Below are 20,476 nucleotides of genomic sequence, written 5' to 3' on the forward strand. Positions count from 1 at the left end.
TCCCTCATACAATTTGATGTGAATTAGAGCGAGAGGACCATTGCATCATCATCGTCATAAGCGCCTTCCCAATCGTCTGGTAGACGAAGGCATTCGTCCAATAAGATAGACTCATACTGGAGCGCAATATCATACTCTTCTTTTGAGACAGTGATAGTATCGGGGCCATAATCAAGTGACTGAACCTCTTTTTCCCTTTTAAAAAGGGCGGAGTATATCAATTTAAACTTTACAATTAAATCAATAGCATCTGCTTCAATATCGCCCCTCTTTTTTTCTGTAGCACTAATGGCAATAGATTGAATTGCATCTACCACTTTCCGGATACACCGCGTCTTCTTTTGATGCGCTGCGCTTTTTCCAATCTTTCTTAATTCGTCCAGTATCCAGAGCGCTTCCTTGCCGTTATTTTGGTGGATTGAATATTTGCCAAGGTACTGCAGCATCTGAACCGATGAATTAAATAGTGTAGTTTTATCTCTGTTTACGTATTCGAGTGCGATCTCACCGATTCGTTTAAAGACAAAGTCATCTTTGAAGATAAGGTTCTTTTCTATTGCACACCTTCCAAGGTTATCAAGTATTTCAATTGCTTTCTGTGAGGAGGTATCCAGATCATGTTTGACCGAGGCTTTTCCGATGTTGCTTATCGATTCAGCAAATGAGAATAGTATGAATCTCCACTTCTCCGTAACTTCATCGTCTTGAGTTAACCCCTCAATTCCTCCAATAGATTTGGCTGTTTCTTTCAATGTTGTGAGTGAATGATTAACAACAGAAACCAGATTATATTCGCACGCTTTAACTGCAACATCTTCTATTGCGGAGCAAGATCTATTGAGAACAAGTATCTGCTGCTCTTTGAAAGCCCATTCATTAATCGTTTCCAAACGAGTGATTATCTCAAACACATATTTATCTTCCCTCTTTTCGATGAGCAAGAATCCACAGCGTTTGATATCATCAAAGAACCGGAACAAAATGTAATCGTCCTGCCAATTCGCCGGACGATTAGCGATAAGCTCTTTAAATCGCTCTTCAGCACAGGCCAACCCCGTGCTCATGGTAGTAAAGTCATTAATTCTAACTGCGCCATAAATGACGTCAAAGACTGATTGGAACGGATCAACCTGCGGGCTGATTGTCTCTATATCAATTAAATCTGCGAGATTTTTTACAACTTTTTCTGCGTTTAGGAAATCTAAGGTACTGAAGACGTAGAGAATAAGCATTAAGGACAGGTATACTCCCAATACAAGAACAAAAAGTGTTCCGAACGTAGTAGATCTTGGCGAATTAAGACTGTCAATAAGCGTGAGAATTATCGAGCCGATTATGATCGAGACTATGTAATTGCAGAGGAAAAACCACAATGTCACATTTCTTTTGAATATTTCAATGACTCTCGGCGAATACTTTGATGCGGTCATTTCAACTGCAAGGAGCGTGAGGGATATTACGATAGCAAGGATTGTTGCCTGGATCTGATTCGAAGCGCTAACAAAAGAGCGGGCGCTCTCGCTAGTGATGTTGAATCCTGGAAAAGACAATACGATCAGCAAAGCTACTGCAAACGCCGATAAAAGAAGAGCGCTGCAAGCACAAAACCCGCGCTTATATGGGTCGGTATAGATCCAGTCACTGATCTTCTGTCTCAATCCTTCCAGCATTCTGCCTCGCCCTCTGCTTCTCCTCCAGCGTAAAGTGCAGGTCGTTCAACCGCTCCGTCGTCCCGGAGCAGTTCGGCACCGGATCGGTGCCCCGGTCCTTGCCCCACTTGATGTTCGGCTTCCACCGCAGGACGCCGGCCTCCATGAACGGCCGGATGTTCATCCGCACGCCGTCGTTTAAGTCCGGCTCCCAGCCCACCGCCTGATCGTGGAGCGGCTTCCACCGGACGTAGATGTCATACGGCGGCTCGCCTTCGAGGATCTGCTCAAGCTTCGCCTTGAGCGCTTCGGCGGCGGCAAGCCTCCGCTCGGCGCCGGGCTTCTCCTGCCGGACTTCGTCCTTCTGCTGCGAGATCCAGTTGTTGCCGAGGTAGGTGTAGATCAGTTTCTCAAGCGTCCTCCGGTTGAGTTTGTGGTAGTTGAGCAGCACCGAGAACCCGTCCTTCGTGCCGTCCCAGACCTGCCAGACGAACGGCCGGTGGTGGAAGAGCTTGCAGTGCGACGCGAAGAATTCGTCGCGGAGGAATCCTTCGAGGCCGCCGGTCTTTGTGCATCCGGCCTGCCGCAGGAGTTCCTCCTCTTTCCGCGGCGACCATTCGTCCCCGTACGCAGCGGCGAGGATGCTCCGGAGCAGTTCGACTGCCGGACGCTCGCCCCAGACTGGAGGGATGCAGACGATGCCGTCCTGGTCGGCGAGGGCGTCGAGGGGGTCGTCTGCCGGCTGCTCCGGCCAGCGGTAGCCGAGCATCCGGGCGATGGCAACGTGGAGCGGCAGTTCGCTGCCGGCGATGTTACCCTTGAAGAGCCACTGGGTGGGGTCGTCGGAGTGGGGTTCGGGGAGCGGGCCCATCTCATCAGCGACTTTTTGCCAATAAGAGAGGTCGAAGGGGACCTTAATTAGCGTCCCTTCAGTTATGCTTAATGTGGGATCGATTTTCAATAAATTATCGATATATTCTGTTGAAGTAATATAACGGTAAATCGCTGCAAGGTATCTCTCTTCACGGGGTATGACAACTCCAATCGTGGTATCAAATTTACATCCAGAGTAAATCGTAACATATTTTGAACCGGTTACATTAATTGCATAACCCTTGTGACCCCATGCTAAACGCCCGGCTTGCCATCCCCCCCCAATCCTGTTTTGCGATTTGAGTAGGTTAATGTAATCAAAATATTCCGACCCCCATCTCAATAGAGAATGATATCCGCCAATTAGACTATTTGTTTTATTTGCAGTCTGGAAGTAAACCCAATCTCCATTTATTTCAGCAATCTCCCAAAATTTTATTACAAAATGAGGGTTATCTGTTGTTCCTATGCCCTGTGCTGAATAGCAAAAATTATCCAGCGTCTTAGAACAACTCAAATCTGCATCCAATCCGATTCGTGCATCTGGATTTTTCAATTGATCTTTTTGATGGATTTCTTTAAAATTTTCTTTTAGTTCCGTGGACTTTTCAATCGTCGATTTAGTTGCTAATAGATCCGAAAAGAGAAAGATAGATTCCTCTTTTGGATGCGTATTTGCTAATGTAATCAATGCTACTTGAACAACAGATCCACCAATCGTTTCAAATGCATTCGCTCCTAGTCTAGCAACCGTGCCAAACATTTGATTATGAAGATAAGTGGTTCTTAATATCTCATATGTGGTTAAATATAGCCAGTTTTGGGGAGTTACAAGCCCATATTGCCCATAGGGTCTCACGAATGAGTTGCACCTTTCAAAAAACGACGTTGCTAAATCGGCATTTGAATGGGGATATTTTTGTTCACAATAGTCTTGCAATATCTTGATCTGTTTTCTATATCCTAAAAACGGCGGGTTCGTCACCACAATATGGAAGTCCTTCTTTCTTAGGTAATGGACCGCTTTCAACACCCCGCTCGCCGTCTCCCCGAACGCCTCCGCCACCGGATCGCCGGTCGCCTTCTCCTTCGCGAGCGCCTTCTCCAGTTTCTGCATCAGCACCTCGCCGGGAACGAGCGTGCCGCCCTCCTCGATCTGGATCAGGCTGCCGAGGCTGTCGGCGTTCTTGAAGAGGTCGTAGTACTTCTCAAGTTCGCCTTCGAGCAGCCCGTCCCCGCCGGCAAGCTTCAGCCACTCCTCCTTCTCCGCACGGATGGGGAGGCCCACACAGGCGAGGTTCGGGAGCGGCAGGTAATCGTCGGTGGGGAAACCGGCCTTCCACGCCTCCATCGCGACGGCAAACCCGGCGATCTGGATGCAGCGGGGGTCGATCTCAAGCCCGTGCAGGTTGTCCCGGACGATGCCCGCGATCGCCGCCTCAAGGGACTCGCCCTCCTCCTGTCGCATCGCGAGCAGCATGTGGAACGCCTCGACGAGGAAGTGCCCGCTGCCGCAGGCAGGGTCGAGGATCTTCAGGTCGCCGGCCGTCGCCGGGAACGCCGAGAAGTCGTGCTGCACCTGGTCCTTGTAGTAGACCCACCCTGCACGAAGCGGGCTCTCCGGGTGCCGGTCGAGCCACCAGGCGCCGAGCGTGTTCTGGAGCAGGAACTGCACCATGTACGGCTCGGTGAAGAGCTGCGTCACGGCGCAGATGTCCGCCCCCTCGATCTTCCGCCCCGACTTGTTGACCGTCGCCTTCTCCTCCGTCTGCCAGAACTGGTACGTCCAGCCGAGTGCGTCCTGCGCCCGGAACGTCTCCGCCGGAATCCCTGCAAGGATCTCCTGTAGGGCGGCCCGGTCCTCCGGGGCGTACTTCAGGAGCAGGAGGGGGTCGTCCTGCTGGAAGATGCCTGGCAGCATCCCGGCCGCATACTCAGCCGCGACCTCCCACTGGTCGAGCCCGCGAGCGCGTGCGATCTCGGCGCACTCCTCAAGCGTCACCGGCGCACGATACTCCGGGTGGATCAGGAGCCCGTTCTCTGCCAGGAACCGGGCAAAGAGCATCCGGTGCCACTGCTCATAAGCGACTGCCCGGACGAGGTCCTGCCACGATCCGAGTCCCCGGCACCGGACACGGAGCCGGCGGCGCAGTTCGCTCTGCTCAGAAGTGAGATATGCCGGCTTCTTCTCCTGGTCCACAGCGAGCGCCCGCAGGGCTCGGTCGGCGCCGGCCGTCGCAGCCCGGCGGGCTGCCTGCACCGCCTTGTCCAGTTGGTTCCGGGCGGACTTCTCCAGCACCGTCACTTCAACACCACCGGGTTACCCTTTTCGAGTTCGCTCATCGCCCGGACTCTCAGGTCGCCCAGGTAAGAATCGAGGTCCTCCTCCGTTTTGACGATGACCCCCGATGCGAGCCGCACCGTCACCGTCTTCGGCTCAAGCATCTTCGCCATCTCGGTCCTGATTTCAGGCAGAGACCCTTCGATCAGGCGGGCTGTCTGCGCGAACGAGGCGAGCGGTGTCTTCTTGATCTGCGCGATGATGGCCTCATCGTCCTCAAGCGGCGGGAGGGATTGGACGACAAGTTGGTACGTGCTCAGCAGATCCTCCTTCTGCGAATCCGTGAGCCGCTGCCAGAGGGCATCGTTCTGCAACTCGTCAAGCACGGTTTCCTGCGCAAGTTTTACCTGCTTCGCCCCCTCTGTCAGGGCATTACGCAACCCCTTCCGGATCTTCTGCAGGAGAGGAGGCACCGGATCGGGATCATCAAGCAGGCTCCGCCGCTCTAGTATCGCGTCATACTGCTCCTGAATCTCTTCATGGATGTCGAGCCCTTCCGCGTAATCATTCAGGGTTGCCAGCTGTGTCCACGCAGGCATACGCTCTTCGATCCGCTTGACCGTCTGCTGCCATCGCCGGACGTCACCCCGGATATCCGACTGGCGGGCCACGATCGCTTTGACGAGTTGGTTCCCGGAGAGTGTCCGCAGTTCAGAGAGATACTCCGGCACCTCTGGCTCCGGTGACGGTGTTTCACCCCCGGTCTTCCCGGCGAGCGCACTTATCGCATCGAGCACACTGCGTGCGGATTCAACCTCTGCAACATTATCAGTCGGGATCGCGAGCGTACTGCAGACACCCCGCAGGGCGATCTTATCGTCAGCTATGAGCACGACCGTCTCCGTGCGGAACTCCATCTTCCCGAGACTCTTCCGATCGATCTCCTTCGCGGGAACCGGTTTCCGCTGCAGCGTGGCGACCAGGTGCTCCGAAGCACAGAGGGCGATGAGCGCCCCGTCTATCGCATCCCTCGGCCACCCGAACGGCGGAGCGTCGAGCGCGTTCCGGATCTCGTTGCCGGTCTTTGGACCCGAGTGCAGCCGGTGCAGGATCTCTTTACAGACCGGGTGCTCCTCGGTCGCCCGGGCAAAGCCGATCGTCTCAAGCGGAGCTCTGGCATCTGCTTTGACCTTCGGGATCACCCGTTCCCAGCCGACGGCATCCGCATCACTGAACCGGGGAAACATCCTGAGAACCGAGTTCTGCGCCGCGTCGTGGACTGCTTTGACAAGATCCGGGCAGTCAACCGGGCTCCCGCCCCCGGGATACAACTTCGTGTTCGCGAGAATGGATGTAATATACTCCGCGAGTTTCGTCGCGTGGTTCCTGCACTTCGCCTCGATATTGGTTCTGGCCTGATGTCCTTCCGACGTCGTCGGTGTCGGCCGGCTCTGAAGTATCTCGGTGGCGGCAAGCATCCCGGCGATCTCGTTCCGGATCTCATTGTGGTGCATCCGGGGCAGGAAGACCATGAGCAGGGGACTCTCGGTCCCCTCCTCCTGCGCCTCGGTTCTCACCTGGGACTCCGGCACCTCCCACCCGTGGCGAATCCAGACGGGAACTTTCGTGCCGATCTCTGGTTTCTGTGACCCGAAGACAGTAAGTTCCGTCTGGCGCGGGGTCTTGCTCTTCCCCTGGACCAGGCTGAGCCCACGCAACTTCTCTTCAACCGCGCGGCCGAGCAGTTCATCCCGCTTGAACATGACTCTCGAATCGTCCGCCTTGTACTGCGCAAGTTTCGTCCGGTAATCCGAGTCCCAGGCCTTTCCCTCCTTGGTCTGGATATGGTAGACCCGGTTCCCCACATCGCTGATCACGCCGCGGTCATTGAGTTCCAGAAGAAGCTCGGGAACCTTCTTCCGCAACATCTCGCTCCCAGCAGAGAGATCCGTGACCAGAAGATCGGATAACGTCTGTGCGTTCGCGTTAACCCCGAACGACTCGTCGACATACTGGATGAGGTAGATCAGCGCACAGACGCGTGACCGGAGGTTCCCGTCCGGTGTCCCGTCATCCTCCTTCCGGATCATCTCGTTGATCTCATCCGCAAGCAGCCCGTTCCGTATCAGGTAGGTGCTCAACTGGTTGAAGATGAAGTCTGCGGGAATGACGCTCCCGATAGGTTCAAGCGCTGTGCTCCGGGAACCCTCGTATGCCAGACGCAGTTGCGTGCGTAGCTGCGTACTCATGCCGCCGGTGTCGACAGCGTGCAGAATCCTGTCCCATAGCCGCTTTCGGGTAGGAAGAAGGGGATAGTCGAGGAGGAGGGCGTCATCGTCCTCCATCTGGTGAGCGAGTTTCGTCCCGCCGAGATGCCTTGAGATCTCCCCGTTCACCTGGTCGAAGACCGACTGTAGCGTCTTCTTCATCGATTCCTTCTTGCGAAGCACCGTCTGGTGGAGCACGACATCGACATCCTTTGACTCCAGCTGGACAGGAACCGAAAAACGTCCCTGAAGCCTCTGGAGCAGGACGTTCGCCTGGAGGGCCTCCTGCCCGGTCGCGACGACGAGCAGCTTTCCCCCGAAACTCTTACAGCAGGCTTCGATGATCTCCTGAAATGCGAGCAGCTGCTTGCTCCCCTCTCCAATAGTCAGGTACTGCTGCACCTCATCGAGCACGAGGAGAACAAGAGGGACCTGCCCCCTGGCCGAACCCTTGAGAAGGAAGACGTCCTTCATCAGACCGATCAGTTCGGCGTTCGTCATCCGGCGATCCGTCATGAACTGGTTGCTGAGAAACTCGGTTGCCTGTGTGGCGGACTCGGCGAACTTTGGTTTCAGTTCGAGAAGGGCCTGCGCAAAATGTTCCGAAACGAACGGCAGTTCCATATCCTTCTCTTTCCCGATCGCCCGTAACTTCTCGCGCATGCCGTCGAGGATACCCTCGTGCGCGAGCCAGAGATGCACGCGTGCGATATCGAGGATATCAGGCAGCCCTGCGGAGCGGAGCACCACCTGGAGCACCGCAAGGCGGGGGTCGTCCGAATCGCCGCTGGAGAGCGTCCCGGCCGCGGACCAGATACCCCCGGTCCGACGAGCCTCTGTCGTTAACTCTCTCAGGGCTTCTTGTATGTCCGGTGGAAGATTGCAGATTCCGCGGGCGGTGGCCCCATCGGCAAACCTGAGATCTGACCACAGGAACTCAAGCACGCGAACGAGATGCGATTTACCTGACCCAAAGAAACCGCTCACCCACACTGCGGGTTGTGATCCCTGATCGAGGTTCTGGAGATACGAATTGAGGATTCTCTTGAGCCCATCGTGATAGGACCCTTCACAGACGAAGTGTTCGAGTTCGTAACGGGCGACAGCCCACTGCCTGTCCTCTCTGTCCTCCGGAAGCGGCCCTACCCTTGCCACGCCGTCGTTCGGTAGAGCATAGGTCGTAGGGTCGTTGTAGAATACCTCGCGATTTAAGACTGTAAGGGAATTTGCTGTCATTACTCCATCTCCTCTGCCTCAATGGGGGTGGCGAGATAGTTCCACCCATCCCGCGCCTTTAATAATCGGTAATTTCTTCCATCCCGCTCTCCCGGGAAAAAGACCAGAAGGCGACCGGGAATCGGGACGGTCTTCACAATCTCCTCGACGATCTTGCTGACACGTATGATGCCATACAGTGCCCCAATGCCGCTGATCGCAACAACAGACGATGAAGTACTCGAACTGGCCCGGCTCCCAACGTAGTTTGAGAGATGCTCAAGGAAGTTCTTCTCTTCAAATTTTATGAGCCTGGGATTTCGGTAGTATTTCTCGTGATGCTCGTTGGATGCGAGAAACTGCTCAAAGAGGAACGTAACGTCGATCGGGATCCAGTCATGCCCCGTCTCTTGGGTGACGATGGCGAACGCCTCCATCTGCTTCCTGAGCCGGCGTTCCTGGGAAGGATCGTAAATGCAGAACCAGACCTTCTCCTGCGGCGACAGGAGATCATTCCAGGGGAGCGAGATCTGTTTTTGATATGCCGCGAGCAGATCGTCAATCTTACTCATAGACCTCTCGCCCCGGCGAATATCTCAGGTATTAAAGTAATCTCCATCATACCGCCACTCTCGTGATATTTCAGCCACCCACGCCTCGATGCCAGGTGAATTGAGTCCTGAAGTTCGCGATCGGTTGCATCGAGCGCCCGGACCCAGAGTGAATCAAAGAGTGTCCGCCCTTTTAATCCAGTTAAAGACGCAATATAAAGCGCAAACACAGTTGACCCGGCGCGAGACGAGGCTTTCGATCGACTCTTATCCCGAAACCCCTGAAGATGCCCGGACTGAGTCCACGATGAGAGCAGGTTTCTGGTCATCGACTCGACCACCGCCGGGCTGTACACGTTTGGAAATGCGCGCTCCAGTTCTGAGGACAGCACCTGTTTTTCCACGACTGTTCCAGCAGGCAGGGTGAGGATGTAAGATGCCGAGACACGGAGAGATGCATCGCGACAGAGAACACAGAGAAGCGCCATGAGCGGGCGTTCGCCCTCTTCGCTCACGTTCCACGCCCAGCAGAGCGCTCTGAAAATTGGGATGTCGGGATCGAGCCCGTATGCCTTCTTCAGGTAAGCAAATGACTTTCGTCTCCCGGAGATGCTGGCCTTTTGAAGCAGGTTCTCATCGATTACTTTACCCTTAATTTCATCGAACGAAGTATCTGCATTGGTTGTGCTCAGAATGGTTGAAATCTCTTTGAACATTATTGTTCGAGCGGTGTGCACTCCGACTCCGTTTAAAAAACCTGCATCCTCGGGATATTGCTGTTGAGCGCTGATACGGTACTGCACACGTTTTTAATAGCCCTGTTCTCCGATAAAAACGTTAGGAATTGTTTTTGGTTGATTTCGATTGATCCAAGAAATCCTTTAGTAAAATGCTCATTGTAAGGGAGAGATACTACGTGAAAAATAAGTTCTCAAGATCAATCACAAAAACAAACCTCATATGATGTGGAGTTAATGACTCTATCATATGACCCACTGGATCGCCTCCTCCAACCGGGACAACGCCAAGATCCTCGATGCGAAGCACACCTGGGGAGTTCCAAAGCGGAACAGAACCCTCATGCAGCGGGTGAAGCCCGGGGATACAATACTCGTGTACGTCCGGCAGGAGAAAGAGGACTACACAATACTCCCCTCAGCGATAACCGGCGCCTATGAAGTCGTCTCCGAACCCTACGAGGACCACTCCCGCCTCTTTGTCACCCCGCCGCAGATGGGCGACGAGGTCTTCCCTACCGCATGAAGGTCCGGCCGGTTACGGTCTTCCCTGAACCACTTGAGTTCAAGCCGCTGATCGAGGATCTCAAATTCATCACGAACAAGACGATGTGGAGCGGCCACCTCAGGATAGCCATGCGCGAGATCCCGGAGGAGGACTACCGCCTCATCCTCAAACGGGCCGGAGTGGAGGCGTAACCGATGCCCGAGATCACCGGCGTCACCTTCCCCGTCCCCAAACACCTCATGCCCAGGTTCTTCAAGGACAACAAGACCGTCTTCATCAAGCCCGCCACTGTCTTTAAAGAACTCAAGCCGGGCATGAGACTCGTCTTCTACCAGTCCCATGAGGATACCGGCTACGTCGGGGAGGCGACGATCAAACGGATCGTCATCGACGATAACCCCCTCGCGTTCTTCGAGACCTTCGGGGATGCGATCTTCCTCACAAGGGAGGAGGCAAAAGCCTACGCCGAGAACCAGGAGCGGTGGCAAGGGGTCCGGGTCAGGAAGGAGGTGCCCCGAAAGCGGCCCTGGATGGCTCTCGAGCTCGAGGATATCCAGAAGTACGATACGGTGATGAAGCCAGAGCGGTTCGTTCCGGTCGGGGGAAGGTATCTCCGGGAGTAAGTCCCATAAATTTTCAAGGATGAAACTCATCAATATCGTCGCTTCCGGCGACCTTCACCAACCCGTCCCGTTTGAGCGGTTGCCGGAGCTCCCCGATACGAACTACCGATACAATCCCGAGAACTACCACGGGGCCTACATCCTCCTCTCCAGAGGGAAGGCCACCATCTACAAGAGCGGGAAATACATCATCTACGGCCTCACGTCCCTCGACGAGGTCGATGCCTCCTATCGGGAATTCCTCACCCTTATCTCACCCCTCATCGACCCTTCACTCGCGTCGCCGCCGGAGATCAGGAACATCGTCGGCATGGACGACTTCCAGCTCGAGGTCCCGCTATCGCGGCTCGTCGTCGCGCTCAAGATGGAGCAGGTCGAGTACGAGCCCGAACAGTTCCCGGGCCTGATCTACCGGGGCGACACAGGGACCGCCCTCATCTTCTCGTCAGGGAAGGTGATCCTCGCCGGGTTCAAAGATCTGAGCTCAATGGAGACGTTCGCATCCAGACTGAAGGCAAAGATCAAGAATGTTGCGTAGTCCCCGCGTCCCTCGCGTAGAAGGTTGCGAGCCGCGATGCTCCCTCCGGAGTGGAGCGTGAGCACCCGAAGGTGCGAGTGCAGGCCGGCCAGGTCATCAAGGGCCAGGTATCTGCCCTCGCAGAGGCGGAGAACTGTTGCCTCAACTATCTTCCTCGACGCTTTTCGCACAGATCCAACCGGTCTTGCGGTCTCGTGCAGTGTATCCAAATGTTCGGAGCTTGCGATCAAATGTTCGGAGCTCCCCGGCAAATGTTCGGAGCTCGGCTTCGAACAGATCCCAGGATCTCCGAACATCCACCCGCCATCGAGTGGCGGCCGGGACGGTAGGAGAACGTGCTCCGGCCCGACCCCTCGCTCATCAGAAGCCCTTTCCCGACCGGGCCGTGAAGAGCCACGGTGATGTCGTGCGGGTGCTCTGTCGTCACCTCGTTGAGCCTGCCTTCACGCATCCTCCAGAAGAAGGTGACGACCAGCATCTGCGTGAAAATCCCACGCTCACCGACGCTACTCATCACCGCCTTCGGTGATCTCCCAGCGGCCACCCTTCTTTGGACCTACCCGTTTGAGCTGACCCGCCCGCTTCAGTTGCTGGATCTGCCATTCAATCCCTTTGGGTGTGATACCGATCTGCTCTGCGAGCTCATTCGTGCTGATAGATGGGTTGGCTGCGATCAGGGCCAGGATCTTATCCCTAGTTTTTTCCCTAGTTTCTTCCCTAGGTTTTTCCCTAGGTTCGCCGGCACCTCTACCCCGGATCCGGCGGATGATCGTCTGGAACCCATCACTGACAGCAAACTCCGGCTCCGGCAGCCCGGCCTCGGTGCAGCGCCGGATCATGTCCCGCGTCCCCGTACCCATCCGCTCGATGTAGCCGGTGAGATACATAGGTTCGGCAAGGAGCGGGTTGCCCGGTACCGAGCCGTGGGCCTGCCGGAGTTTCTCGAGCGTCAGGGACGGCGGGAGCGTGCCCGGGTTCCAGACCTCCAGGCGGTCGGCGAAGAGCATCACCTGCACGCTGCCGTTGCTCGTGTAGTCGCGGTGGGCGACCGCGTTCACGATCGCCTCCGCCACCACCTCTTTGGGGATCTCGTAGCGCACCGGCGCCTGCGGGCCGGCTTCGCGGGTGCCGACCGAGAGGGCGATCTTGCCGAGGACGAAGTCCACCGCCGCGTCCACGAGGTCGAAGACCGTGCCCTTGTAGACCTGGTAGGACGGGATCGGTTTGGCGACCTCGGTGCCGTGGAAGTGGGCGCACTTGATCTCGGAGGAGATCAGGAATCGCTGCGGCTGCTTCCCGAAGAGGAGGACCGCGGCGTTCGTCACCTGTCCGTCGTCGAGCAGGTTCAGGTGCTCCAGCAGGTCAGCGGGAGAGGCATCGGGGGCGAGGGGGAACCGGCGGGTCGCCCTGGCCGTGCGGAGGAACCACGCCATACGTTCAGGATCCAGGTGTTCGAGTGTCGCCTTCGTGCACGGGGCCGCGTCGAATGGGCCGGACCGGATGAGCTGCCTCTCCTCCAGGTACTCGACCAGCGCCGCATACAGCCCGGCGACCAGTTCCGAGGGGGTGTTGAACCGTTTCCGGATCAGGCCCGCCTGCGCTCTGCCGACGAGCGCACGCATCTTCGGGTGGCGGACGGTGTCATCCGTGCCCCTGACGTAGATGAGCCGGTACTTCCCTTCGGTGGTGGCGAGGTCGAACTCCCGTTCGGTCGGCGAGACCCCTCCGGCGTCCTCGGAGCCGTAGTCGTCCCCGAACAGCCCAACATAGATATCGCAACGCCGGACCTCGTCGAGGTACAGGTCGTCGGCGCGGCGGTCGGCGGCAGGGACGTCCTCGAAGAGGAAGACCTCGAAGAACCGCCGCATCAGTGCGTCGCCCCGCAGGTAATCGCGGAGAGCCGCCCGCTCGTCGGCGAACTCCTTCTGCACGCTGCTGATGAAGATGCGGACGGGGGTCATGCCGCAGCTCTTATGACGCTCATCGCGGATGCTCCCAAATGTGTCCAGGCACCGATCTTTCCGACTGCCATCTCTCCCCTCTCTATGCCTCTGATCTCGTTCTGAGTATTCTCCCGGGAATGAAGAAGAATGTAACGTGTTTATGCCGGCAGGGTTGTTTGCTGCTATCGGAATGAGATTCAATCCGAACTGCATTGACGTTAACGGTTTGCACCGTGCGGCGTCGGATGATGGTGCAATGAGATGGCGTTCTGCTCTAACGAACTATTGAGCGGATGACCGTTCTGCATCCTTCAGTTCTCCGGTGCGAACCGAGCCGCATCCTCCCTCTCTCGTGTGTTCATCAGCCCCAGTGCTGCCGTGACCCAGTAAAACCCGAAGAGGGTCATCATATAGGCGTTCCCCTCCACCGTCGCGTATATCACCCACAGGAGGTTCCCCACAATCCAGGCACCGAACCCTATCTGCCTGATGCCCTGCGATCGCGAAGCCACCAGCGCCGCTCCGGCCATGCCGAGCACCACGGCCGGCCCCTGCAGGGGATCGACAGGGATCACCGTATTCCCTCCTTTGCGTTCCCCTCCCGCACCAGCCGTGCATAACACCCCTCGCAGATCTTCGCCTGCGCCTCTCGCGAGCGGTAGACCGCTTTTGCGGCACCGCATACGTCGCACCGGCCGAGCTCGACCTTCACCCTGGCAAACGACCTGGGGTCAAGCACCCCTGACAGCGGCCGGACGCCGTTTGCAGCATTTGCACCCGTGCTGCAAAGGGGTGCGCAAATAGGAGCGCAAACACTTTTGGCGTGCGGAATCTTTGATATGCCGTAATTTTTACAATTCGACGATAAATTAGCGCGTTCGATCTTTTCATTTGCAGCAGGCCTGGAACCACACGGCACCCCCTGTCCATGCACGAGAACAAGATGCTCTTCCAGTGGAACGGGATCAGGTGAACTGTGTGATCCGGATTTTGCTGCAAACGACCTCTGATCGCCGCGATCGATTCCGGACAAAATCCCTCCGTTCATCAAATCCGTCTCGTCCCGTTGAGAATCCCCCTCCTCGATCTCTTTGCAACTATGTTTGCGCTCCCCTTTGCAGCAGGGTTGTCGATGTTGCAAACCGTCGCCAGAAGGTGGTGGGGAGTCGTCCTCCCCTCCTTCACCCTCATCCTCCAGCCAGACCGCGAGCTCTGCCGTCCACTCCCGGTAGCGCTCGGCGTCGAACTGGAAATGGGACTCGTGCCGGCGGACGGTCGTCCCGGTGCTCTCATCGATGACCGTCGCGTCCACCACGGCGAGCGCCGGGCACTTCTCCAGCAGCCCGCAGTAGACCGTGCCCCTCGTGGTGTAGCCCTGCAGGATCCGCCGGACCTGGTGGTAGGACAACCCTGTCGCCTGCTGCAGCATCCGGACCGTGAACGTCTCCCAGCCCATCCGGGCAATCGTGGCGAGCGCCGCGGCTTCGTTCCGGGTCATCTTCGAGTCCTGCCCGCCACCCTCCTGGTTGATCGCGGCGTAGAGCCGGGCAGCCGCATCGAAGTCCTGCCGGGCCGCCTCGATCCGGATCTCGTCGCCCGTCTCCTTCCCCTCCCGCTGCAGGAACCGGAGCGCCGCGTGGCACTTGATCAGGTCAAAGAGCATCGCTGGGTTCCGGCGGTTCGCGACGTTCGAGAACTGGATCCTGCGGGCGAAGGGGATGCGGACAAAGATCCGCTGCTGCTTCAGGACCGACCAGAGCGCCCGGCAGGTGAGAACGTCCGGGTCGTCCCCTCTCCGATACATGCCGGCCTCCGTCTCCTTGAGGTGCTCGAGCACACGCCGGTCCTGATCGGCCGAGTCGTCGATCCAGACCGTCAGCATCCGGTTCATCACCTGGTCGTCGCCGGGGTTCTCGACCTTGGCGAGCCACCAGACGCACCGTTCGGGAATCGAGCAGACCCGGAGCTGCCGGTCGGCCGTGACGGTCCGGTGCTCGATCGGTTCGTGGAAGGACGAGGTGGCCGACTTCAGGACCTCCTGCAGGTCGTCTGAGAGCGAGGTATCGTCGAAGAGGATCACCGTCCCCGGCCGGAGGTCGTCAGCGTAGTAGAGCGCCTTGTTCGAGACGGTGCCGGTCATCCTGTGGGACTCTGGGATGAGGTTGAGCATCGTGGTGCAGGCGTGGCTCTTCCCCTTGCCGGAGTTGCCGGAGATCGAGACGTGCAGCCCCTTGGTGTTCGCGACCGACTGCGAGGCGACGGACATGATCAGGCACTCCGCGACGGTCCGGTCGCCGACGTGGCTCTTGTTGAAGGTGTCGAGGAGGAAGGCGAGCGGGTCGCCGCTCTTGAGAATCTCCATGGCACGCGCCTGGTGCTCATCCTCGACGAGAGCAGGAGGGGGGAGAGGCGGCAACTCGGCCTTCTTCGTCGGGGTCCTGGTCCGCTTTGGCTCGTACTTCGCCCGGAGTTCCGGCCAGCGCTGGGCGCCCCCGCCGCAGCTCGCGTGGTGGCAGCCGGCGAAGACGGCGCCGTTCGCGAACTGGATCGCAAACGCCCCGTCTTTGTGGGCCGGCGAGAACGGGCACTCGTCGAGGACATAGAGGGTGCCGCCCTGGTAGGGCCTGGTGCTCCGGACCGCGAGGCCGTGGTCGAGGAGCCAGGAAGCGAGGTTGATGCCGGGACCGTTGCCGTTTGCTTTCTTCGACCGCGATGGTTCTTCCCGCGGGAGGAGCGCCGCGAGGTGCTGCAGGTACTCCCGGGGCACCATGCGGACATCGTCCGGCACGGCGAGGAGCCTCGCCCGCCGGTGCGGCCGCTCCGGAGTATTGTCGCCCTTCCTCGACGTGGTGCCGTAGAGCTTCCAGATCCGGGCGGCGTTGTGGTTCGCGGTGTCGACGGTGACGGCCTCGTTGGAGAAGAGGGCGTCGAGGGTCGCGAGTGCCCCCTTCACAAGCGCGGTGGCCGCCTCGTCATTATCGAGGTCCACCCGGTAGAGGAGGTGGGCGCCGTTGCCCGAGTCCGCCCGGACGGGCGCGGGGAAGCCCTGCTCCGTGAGGTAGGCCGCGATCCGCTCCGCAGCGGCAAGCGCCGCGTCGTGCTCGGCGTCCGTGGACGAGACGCCGCTCGGCCGGACCGGGTCGATATCCACCGGGAACCAGCGCCGGCGGATAATATCGGCGTCGGCCGTAGTGGCGTCTTTGCGGGAGAGCCGCATCTTGATCCGGTTTGCCCGGCGGGCGAGGAGGGCCGGGTTCACGGTGTTGAGAGTGACGTAGATCCCGGCGACCGAGGGGTCGGCGTCGAGGGCCTCGACGGCCCGGGCGAGCGCCTCGTGATCGTCGAAGTAGCCAGAGTGGGTGATGCCGTCGGCGAGTGCCCGGACCTCGACCACGCTGCTATCGGGGGCAAGTACGTTTACCGCGGTTCTGATCTCGTCACTCGCACCTCTGGTGCTCGAGCTCCGGCCCAGTGGCCCGTCGCTCATCCCGTCACCCCCGGCACGAGGGGGAAGAGGGGTGCGGAGATAGCCTCCCCGCGGGCGACCCGCTGGAAACTGACGAGCGGGATGATGTAGGAGCCGACACGGGTGTGGAGCATCACTGCCTTACCGGAGGCATTCATCGCCGCGTGCCCCTCGATGGAGATCTCGCTGACCAGGATACCGCCCGGGGTCGTCCGCGAGCGGTCCTCGCAGATCGGGATCACCCTGCCGTAGAAGAGGAGGTTCTTGAGGTCCTCAGGCTCGATCCGGTACTTCTCGGCGTCGACGGAGATGTGGAGCGCCCCGCCGGTGCCGTGGGAGAGGGTGCCCGGCTCAGTCATGGCCGGCAGCCTCCTGTGCGGTTACGGTCGTGATGGTGTAGTAGTGGCAGCCGGTCCGGACGACGTGGATCTCCCGCACTGCCCGGCCGTATCGACTTACTTCGGCGGCCACGACCTGCTGGACCAGGTAGAGCGGGACGATACCCGCGTGTCGCTCGTCGGTAGCTGATCTTATCACTTCGGACGGAGAAGAGTTGTTGGCAGTCCCGTGTGAATCGATGTTGGCGCACGCTTCATCATGTGGGCTGCCGTCTATCCTGTCTGTGCTTTGCATTTTGTTCCCTCGTTGTTTGGCGTTATCAATCTGGCTTTACCATCGGCGATCCACTTCTCCCAGACGAGTTTTGCTATCGGGTCCGGAATGTGGTCGAGCACTTCCTGGGTGATCTCTTTCATAGACTGCTCCTGTGCGGGTGGATCATGGTGATCGGTGCTGAGGAGAGCGACGTTGGTCGGTCGGCCTCCAAGCAGGTTCCCGCACGTAAAAGAGGTGGGCGTGGGGGAGTTATAAGCGAGAACCGCGCTCGGTGAACGTGAGCAACTACAGTGTAGCTCGCCCATTAAGCCAAGAAGACTACAATGGCTGGGTCTGTTTTATAGGAGAAAAAGCGTGTAAATATCTGTTGAAGTCAATAGCATTACACACACGCGCTTTTCGGCTCATGGAGCAGGGCCATGCGCAGCGATGGGGTGTTACCCATATCAGTGTATGATCGCAACGCTTTCACTCCCAGGATTTTTCCCTGCTCGTCGCGAACAGCAGAACGTGGAGATGTGTCCGGGCATACAACATCTGCTCTCTTCATAACCTCTGCTACCACCCATGATGTGATGTACATGACCCCTTCCTGCGGATCGGGAAGGTTGAGCGCCTGTCCATAGGTTGTGTAAAGAACCGGAACTCCCTCAACCTCCCCGAGGATCTCCGGGGCAGAAGCCACTCTCGCCACTTTCCCGCTCGGTGGCAGTTCCAGTGCAGTACCATCTGGACGATAGAGGCGAATGTAGTGTTGAGTTAAATTGCAAAGGGAGACAGCAGTCTCCGTTCTCTCACTGAGACCCTGAAACATCAACAACCATCCCCTGCATCAATGCGCACGTATGGTATGGAATAGTCAGGCTTCCACTCCTCGCCATTTCCGAGCAAGATATTCGGAGACATCGTAATCGATTCGATTCTCCATCCAATAGCATGGTCCCACATCGCGTTAGTGACGACTGCTGCCTGCGAAATGTTATAACTACTGCAGGCGGCCTTAAAGTCTTCTAGAAGCGGTGTCGGGATCCTGAAACTGACAGGTGTTGTTGAAGTGCGAGGATACTCTTCCTTCCAGCTGAGCGGCTGGAATACTCCAACGAGGTCTGGGGCACTTGACTCGGAACTGATGTACAGAAGAGCCATATAGTCCCCATACTTCTCGTAGACTTCATCAGTCTCCTCATCAGTGAGGTCTCTTAACCCCACCAAGTTGGCGGCGACTGTCACATAATAACCTGCGACGGGATCCTCCTCGGGATTAACAATAAGTCCACCATGATTTTTGCTCAGATACCCCCGCACTTCCGTACGGTTAGTTAAGCCCGGACGCATAGTAGAGAGATCTTTGTCATCCTGGGCTTTCGCGTGCTTCAGATCGGGATACAGTTCAAAGTGCCAGATCGCGTAAGTTCTGTTGTCCACATCCATCACCTATACCAAAGTATAGTAACTTGGCATAGTATATCATACTATACATAACTATTTAAATATTCCTATTGGCTCTTCGGTCGCTTTGAATGTTGTCTCATCCCATCCTATCGAAAGTAAGAGCCAGAAAATGGAGCGTGCATTATGGCCTTATGATAAGGCCATTACAACACTGATAACTGGAGAAGCAATCCCGATCACGTTAACCCCAAATCCTTCTTCAGCTGCCGAACCAACTCCAGATACTCCAGATACTCCCCGCTCTTCTTCGCCTCCTCCGTCGACTCGTCCACCTTTCTCGCCGCCTCCTCAACGAGCGCCATTGAGCACGTCGCACAATAGAAGGCGTCATAAGCATTCAGGGCCTTGCATCGCGGGCACTGCCGGGGTTCGAGCGCGGTATCCATCCGGTCGGACGCATCATCGACGAGCCCGGCGTTCTCCAGCAGCTTCCGCTCGACATCCGCGCCTGAGAGGTGAACATACACCTCCGGCATCGCGCTGTTCTTCTCCCAGCCGGCGACGAGCCGGAGCTCCATCTCGGAGAGCCCCTGCTTCTTACCGTTGCTCCGGGTCAGATCGGTGAGCCGGGCGTGACGGATGGCGTGGGGGTGAATCGGTTTCGTCATCCCAAGTTTCCGGGCGACGTACTTCAACTTGTTCTCAACCGTCCGGACACTCATGCGCCGGGGCTCGTGCCCATACCTCCGGGAGGTCACGAAGAGCGGGGCGTTTGCGTCCGCACGGAGCGGGTGCGTGTTGACCCAGGTCTGCAGATCCGGCACGGAGCTGATCAGGCGGAGGCGCCGCATCCCGGTCTTGCCGTTCACGATCACCACCGCACCGTAGCGGTCGAACTGGACGTGGCCGATGTTGAGGTTCAGGAGTTCCCCGATTCGGGCGCCGGAGTCCCACATGAGCATGATCAGTGCCCGGTCGCGCGGCTTGTCGCAGACATCCACGAGCCGGACGATATCCTCGCGGGTGATCAACTGGTCGACGGGGAGATGCTTGCGCGGACGCCTCATCCGGATGTTACAGAAAAGTTCCTTCTCCCTGTCAGGGACAAGCCAGCGGAAGAAGAGCTTCAGTTCGAGGATGTCGCCCTGCAGGGTGAAGGGGCTGACCGTCGCTCTTCGCTCGATGAAGTAGTCTTCCAGCCGCTCCGGGCCTGCCTCTTGTGCGTCGCTGAACTTGCTCCAGGAGAGGAAGGTGTAGATCCGCCAGACCTTCGTATCGATGGTCTTCTGCTTCAGCTGCTTGAGCTTGAGGTGGCGAACGTACTTTTCGATATACGTTTTATTGACCGGATCGAGGTTCTTCAGTTTCTCTATCACACTCATTGGCAACCGTTCTCCCGGCGCGGTTAAAGGTGTAAACAGCGCCAAGTGTATGTGATAGGTTTAGGGTCCAGTCTCGCAGGAGTTCAAGGGTTCGAATCCCTTCCCCCGCATCCTAACTTCAGGTTCGATTCTCCTCTTCTTGCATTTTCGTTCGATAGAGCACGCCCGTGAGAGTCAAGTGTGCTATACATCTTGAGCTTCCTATTTGGGATGCTCGGCAACATGTGGGTTACTGCTTATTTTATTGGGCGGCACCCACGGAGACAATTAATCGGGATATTCTCTAGTGCGGTTTTCACCCGGATGCGATCGTCTGCCCCGCATCCTTACCAATTTTTCCATGAAATTCCTCCTCGTTAGGGCAATGAAAGACTCCCTAGCCCTCTGCTTCATCGCGCGACGGGGACGGTTGTCCTCTGGGGAGCCTCACCGGTCC

The 20,476-nt window shown here is 57.5% G+C and carries 17 protein-coding genes and 1 pseudogene; 3 read left to right on the forward strand and 15 right to left on the reverse strand.

The genetic code is table 11. The annotated features are described in order from the left end of the window. Window positions 1-23: 23 nt before the first annotated feature. The 5 genes from BP737_RS02775 to BP737_RS02795 are packed head-to-tail and all read right to left on the reverse strand — an operon-like array spanning window position 24 to window position 9,639. A complete protein-coding gene (locus BP737_RS02775) occupies window positions 24-1,670 on the reverse strand; it encodes a DUF2254 family protein (RefSeq protein ID WP_342685897.1) in 1,647 nt (548 codons plus the stop codon). Continuing rightward, window positions 1,639-4,827 carry an Eco57I restriction-modification methylase domain-containing protein gene (locus tag BP737_RS02780; protein ID WP_342685898.1) on the reverse strand — a complete coding sequence of 1,063 codons (3,189 nt, stop codon included), beginning with the start codon at window positions 4,825-4,827 and terminating at the stop codon, window positions 1,639-1,641. The genes BP737_RS02775 and BP737_RS02780 overlap by 32 nt, the downstream gene beginning before the upstream one ends. Beyond that, window positions 4,824-8,306: a BREX system P-loop protein BrxC gene (gene brxC, locus BP737_RS02785; protein WP_342685899.1), complete on the reverse strand. Its 3,483-nt coding sequence runs from the start codon at window positions 8,304-8,306 to the stop codon at window positions 4,824-4,826. The genes BP737_RS02780 and brxC overlap by 4 nt, the downstream gene beginning before the upstream one ends. After that, window positions 8,306-8,857, reverse strand: a complete 552-nt coding sequence (locus BP737_RS02790) for a BREX protein BrxB domain-containing protein (RefSeq protein ID WP_342685900.1) — start codon at window positions 8,855-8,857, stop codon at window positions 8,306-8,308. Before BP737_RS02790 ends, brxC begins: the two co-directional genes overlap by 1 nt. Next, window positions 8,854-9,639: a hypothetical protein gene (locus tag BP737_RS02795; protein ID WP_342685901.1), complete on the reverse strand. Its 786-nt coding sequence runs from the start codon at window positions 9,637-9,639 to the stop codon at window positions 8,854-8,856. Before BP737_RS02795 ends, BP737_RS02790 begins: the two co-directional genes overlap by 4 nt. Window positions 9,640-9,823: 184 nt before the next feature. On the opposite strand from BP737_RS02795, the pseudogene BP737_RS02800 reads away from it, so the two are divergent. From BP737_RS02800 to BP737_RS02810, 3 genes and pseudogenes are all read left to right on the forward strand, one after another. Beyond that, a pseudogene (locus tag BP737_RS02800) lies at window positions 9,824-10,272 on the forward strand (EVE domain-containing protein). A gap of 3 nt (window positions 10,273-10,275) precedes the next feature. Further along, window positions 10,276-10,704, forward strand: coding sequence for a DUF365 domain-containing protein (locus BP737_RS02805; protein ID WP_342685902.1), 429 nt, complete (start codon window positions 10,276-10,278; stop codon window positions 10,702-10,704). A 19-nt stretch (window positions 10,705-10,723) separates the two neighbouring features. Beyond that, window positions 10,724-11,242, forward strand: coding sequence for a hypothetical protein (locus tag BP737_RS02810; RefSeq protein WP_342685903.1), 519 nt, complete (start codon window positions 10,724-10,726; stop codon window positions 11,240-11,242). Window positions 11,243-11,468: 226 nt separating this feature from the next. Here the strand turns inward: BP737_RS02810 and BP737_RS02815 are convergent, their stop codons facing one another. From BP737_RS02815 to BP737_RS02860, 10 genes are all read right to left on the reverse strand, one after another. Continuing rightward, the gene (locus BP737_RS02815; protein ID WP_342685904.1) at window positions 11,469-11,756 is read right to left on the reverse strand and encodes a hypothetical protein; all 288 of its coding nucleotides are present in this window, start codon (window positions 11,754-11,756) and stop codon (window positions 11,469-11,471) included. Continuing rightward, window positions 11,749-13,203, reverse strand: coding sequence for a DUF4062 domain-containing protein (locus BP737_RS02820; RefSeq protein WP_342685905.1), 1,455 nt, complete (start codon window positions 13,201-13,203; stop codon window positions 11,749-11,751). The genes BP737_RS02815 and BP737_RS02820 overlap by 8 nt, the downstream gene beginning before the upstream one ends. Window positions 13,204-13,496: 293 nt before the next feature. Continuing rightward, window positions 13,497-13,760, reverse strand: coding sequence for a hypothetical protein (locus BP737_RS02825; RefSeq protein ID WP_342685907.1), 264 nt, complete (start codon window positions 13,758-13,760; stop codon window positions 13,497-13,499). Beyond that, window positions 13,757-16,672 carry a hypothetical protein gene (locus tag BP737_RS02830; RefSeq protein ID WP_342685908.1) on the reverse strand — a complete coding sequence of 972 codons (2,916 nt, stop codon included), beginning with the start codon at window positions 16,670-16,672 and terminating at the stop codon, window positions 13,757-13,759. Before BP737_RS02830 ends, BP737_RS02825 begins: the two co-directional genes overlap by 4 nt. Next, window positions 16,669-17,010, reverse strand: a complete 342-nt coding sequence (locus BP737_RS02835; RefSeq protein WP_342685909.1) for a hypothetical protein — start codon at window positions 17,008-17,010, stop codon at window positions 16,669-16,671. The genes BP737_RS02830 and BP737_RS02835 overlap by 4 nt, the downstream gene beginning before the upstream one ends. Next, on the reverse strand, window positions 17,003-17,188 hold the full coding sequence (locus BP737_RS02840; RefSeq protein WP_342685910.1) for a hypothetical protein: 186 nt from the start codon (window positions 17,186-17,188) through the stop codon (window positions 17,003-17,005). The genes BP737_RS02835 and BP737_RS02840 overlap by 8 nt, the downstream gene beginning before the upstream one ends. Window positions 17,189-17,262: 74 nt before the next feature. Beyond that, window positions 17,263-17,406, reverse strand: coding sequence for a hypothetical protein (locus BP737_RS02845; RefSeq protein WP_342685911.1), 144 nt, complete (start codon window positions 17,404-17,406; stop codon window positions 17,263-17,265). 242 nt (window positions 17,407-17,648) lie between these two features. After that, a complete protein-coding gene (locus tag BP737_RS02850; protein ID WP_342685912.1) occupies window positions 17,649-18,080 on the reverse strand; it encodes a hypothetical protein in 432 nt (143 codons plus the stop codon). Beyond that, complete coding sequence (locus tag BP737_RS02855; protein WP_342685913.1) at window positions 18,080-18,697, reverse strand: hypothetical protein; 618 nt, start codon at window positions 18,695-18,697, stop codon at window positions 18,080-18,082. The genes BP737_RS02850 and BP737_RS02855 overlap by 1 nt, the downstream gene beginning before the upstream one ends. Window positions 18,698-18,894: 197 nt before the next feature. Next, the gene (locus BP737_RS02860) at window positions 18,895-20,040 is read right to left on the reverse strand and encodes a tyrosine-type recombinase/integrase (protein ID WP_342685914.1); all 1,146 of its coding nucleotides are present in this window, start codon (window positions 20,038-20,040) and stop codon (window positions 18,895-18,897) included. Between the last annotated feature and the right edge of the window lie 436 nt (window positions 20,041-20,476).

Source organism: Methanoculleus sp. UBA291 (assembly GCF_002499755.1).
Taxonomy (GTDB): Archaea; Halobacteriota; Methanomicrobia; order Methanomicrobiales; family Methanoculleaceae; genus Methanoculleus; species Methanoculleus palmolei.